Annotated in this window: 4 protein-coding genes; all 4 read right to left on the bottom strand. The window is 41.5% G+C overall.

Annotation, left to right across the window (positions count from 1 at the left end; all coding sequences use genetic code 11):
• Nucleotides 1-715: 715 nt before the first annotated feature.
• The 4 genes from ACMWLG_RS25640 to ACMWLG_RS25625 all read right to left on the bottom strand — a co-directional run bounded on the left by ACMWLG_RS25640 (nt 716) and on the right by ACMWLG_RS25625 (nt 2349).
• Nucleotides 716-1120, bottom strand: a complete 405-nt coding sequence (locus ACMWLG_RS25640) for an H-NS family nucleoid-associated regulatory protein (RefSeq protein ID WP_001287391.1) — start codon at nt 1118-1120, stop codon at nt 716-718.
• Between the two features lie 177 nt (nt 1121-1297).
• Nucleotides 1298-1591, bottom strand: a complete 294-nt coding sequence (locus tag ACMWLG_RS25635) for a hypothetical protein (RefSeq protein ID WP_001100635.1) — start codon at nt 1589-1591, stop codon at nt 1298-1300.
• A gap of 25 nt (nt 1592-1616) precedes the next feature.
• On the bottom strand, nt 1617-1922 hold the full coding sequence (locus ACMWLG_RS25630; RefSeq protein WP_223152485.1) for a hypothetical protein: 306 nt from the start codon (nt 1920-1922) through the stop codon (nt 1617-1619).
• Nucleotides 1894-2349 (bottom strand): hypothetical protein, encoded by a 456-nt coding sequence (locus ACMWLG_RS25625; RefSeq protein ID WP_000916941.1) that lies wholly within the window; start codon nt 2347-2349, stop codon nt 1894-1896. The genes ACMWLG_RS25630 and ACMWLG_RS25625 overlap by 29 nt, the downstream gene beginning before the upstream one ends.
• Nucleotides 2350-2573: the final 224 nt, after the last annotated feature.

The raw sequence follows: 2573 nt of genomic DNA, 5'->3' as shown, positions 1-2573 counted from the left end.
TTTCTTTAGCGCGCATGAGGTGTCCACCTGCAAAATAAGTGGGTGCTTAAGTTACAGGATCCTGGATTCGGGACCAGACGGTACTCAGACGACGCTTACGCGTAAATAAAGCCATAAGCTGAACCACGGCGAGGATTAGTCTTGTTCACTAAATGACAGCGAGAGATTAAATGCAAACCCAAAAAGATATTACAGTTGGCCAGATCTGGGAAGAAGTGGATCCAAGACTGATCCGGAAAGTGCGAGTTGTTGAGGTGGCCTCGTTAGAAGGGCCCAAAGGCATCCTAATCGAAAACGTGGAGTCTGGTCGTAAGAACTGGGCGTCGTCATCCCGCTTTAATGGAAAGCGTGGAGGGTATCGTCTTATTTCCTGAAGGTTTTGCCAATATGGGAAACTGAAGAGGTTGAAACCATCCCGGTGAGGGAGCATATCTGGTAAAGAAGAGTCTTTAAAAAGGTTTTACGCGACCTGGGATAATAAACGGGAAAACGATACCCAAAAAAAGAATACAGCGATGATAACGATAAGGAATGGTAAGGGCTTCAATATTTTGAGAAATGACCTGGCTTCCTTTGCATCTGCATTTCTAATCAAACTGTCCACATAGGGATCACAGCTCTTAGGTTCTGAATTTTTCATATGTTCTGTACCTGAAATTGATTCCGTATGAGAAAAGGCCACCGAAGTGGCCTCTATCAAAACTGGTGGCAAAAGTTAGATCAGGAAATCATCAAGACTTTTACCGGCTGCAATTTGTTCTGCCAGAGCTTTGGGGGTACGGCCCTGTCCAGTCCACGTTTTTGTTTCGCCATTTTCATCAGTAAATGAGTATTTGGCCGGGCGTGGTTCACGGCTTTTCTTGGTAGCCGTAGATTTGGCCTGGAATGAGCCAAGCAGCTCTTCCGGGTTGATACCATCTTCTTCCATTAACTTACGCAGGGCGTCAAGTTTCTCCTGACGAGCTTGCAGTTCGGCAGCTTTGGATGATTCTTCCTGACGACGCTCATCAACAATGACATTAAGCTTTTCGAGGATTTCCTCAAGTACTTCTAAAGGCAGCTCGCGGCCCTGGGCGCGAAGAGTACGAATATTGTTTAACGATTTGAGTGCTTCAGACATACGACCTCACTTTCTAATTCTTTGATAAGGATTTACTTAATCATAATACACTCTATAAGGAAAAAGATGCCAGCTTTATGTCTTCAGGTACAAAGATATCTTGCTAAGAATACTCCTTATCTTCCTTGTGCAGACTGTTTCGTGCTTTCGATGTTGTTCATGAGTCTTAAAATCTGCTCACTGTTTAGGGTACTCATGCTGTAAATCATCAAGAAGGAAGCGCAGAACAACATAAGCAATCGGAAAAGGAAACCATGCCAGTGACAGGCCATATATGGCGGAGATAAACATAGGGTAATTTAACTCACTTACAAAATTCGCTTCATTGTATTGTTGAATCGAAATGGCAGAAGCAAAAATTATAATTAAAGTAAGAAAAATCCACTCTAGCCATCTCTTTTTATAACAAGCATAAGCGAAAGCTGTAGGGTAAAAAATAAAGCAAAAAATTCCAGCTGCAATTACGTTCATAAAAGTAACTTTCCTGATAGCGCAGTTATTTTTCGAATGCAGCATCATGAACAACTGCCATAACATTGATGATTGGCTTTCTTTTTCTGAAGAACCTTCCGCGCGGCAAAGTTTCTCCCGCTTTGAGACGATAAAGCCAGAAAACATAAGCCGGAGGAACATTGCTGTCAAAAATATCTGAACAAGTTTGAACTGTGATGCCTACTGTATTGTCTTTCCTCATCTCTTTAAAAGTGCCTTGCAATGCAGCGGATAACGTCATTTTTAAGAAACCTTTTTCTGTTTGAACGGATAGACTTGACTTAGCTGGCTTGACTGTAATGTTTGCCACTAAAGATCCCTCGTTCTGAGGATGCAGGCACTACAAAGTTACCGTCAGGTCTAATCATACGAGTTTGGATGAAATTTTTGCCGGATTTGGTTTTTTCAACCTGGTGCTCGATCTTCCATTCTTCTTTGACGGGACCGGATGACAAATGAACTAGAACCGGTACTTTTTTACGTGTTCTATCCAGAACAATACAATTTGATTTATCCGTATCAACGCTTCCCTGAAGAGTATTCAAAGAGCAATTATCATATCCCTCAACCGGAACTGCATTACCTTGGATATCAATTTTGAATCCTCCAGCTATTACAATTTCGGGTGCATTATCATTTAAAGTCTCGTCATAGGCAGCATCAACTACATCGCAAGCAGTAAGAGTAAGTGACGATGCCACAGCAAGACACAATAAAGAAAATCTGTTTTTGAGCATATTTGAGACCTTTTATAAAAATAAAATAACAGGAGAATTGTATCATTAACAGTCTAGTTCTAACGACTACCACTTTTAAGTATGTATTGAGCCAGTTTTATATTCAGGCACACCATATTGCACTCTAGGGAAGGTGCGAATAAGCAGGTCATTTCTTCCCAAGCTGACTCGCTGATTAAAATTTCGCGGATCTGGGCCGATTTTTTTCCCGCAAACACATCGAA

This window comes from Enterobacter sp. 01-M-02-SI-ECC (genome assembly GCF_047530595.1).
GTDB lineage: Bacteria > Pseudomonadota > Gammaproteobacteria > Enterobacterales > Enterobacteriaceae > Enterobacter > Enterobacter cloacae_M.
The sequence above is the reverse complement of the archived record's forward strand: the minus strand, read 5'-3'. Positions and strand labels throughout refer to the sequence as shown.

Bases quoted from the DNA above. Each gene is read 5' to 3' on its own strand.
- ACMWLG_RS25640 (WP_001287391.1), bottom strand. From the start codon at position 1,120: ATGTCTGAAGCACTCAAATCGTTAAACAATATTCGTACTCTTCGCGCC.
- ACMWLG_RS25635 (WP_001100635.1), bottom strand. From the start codon at position 1,591: ATGAACGTAATTGCAGCTGGAATTTTTTGCTTTATTTTTTACCCTACA.
- ACMWLG_RS25625 (WP_000916941.1), bottom strand. From the start codon at position 2,349: ATGCTCAAAAACAGATTTTCTTTATTGTGTCTTGCTGTGGCATCGTCA.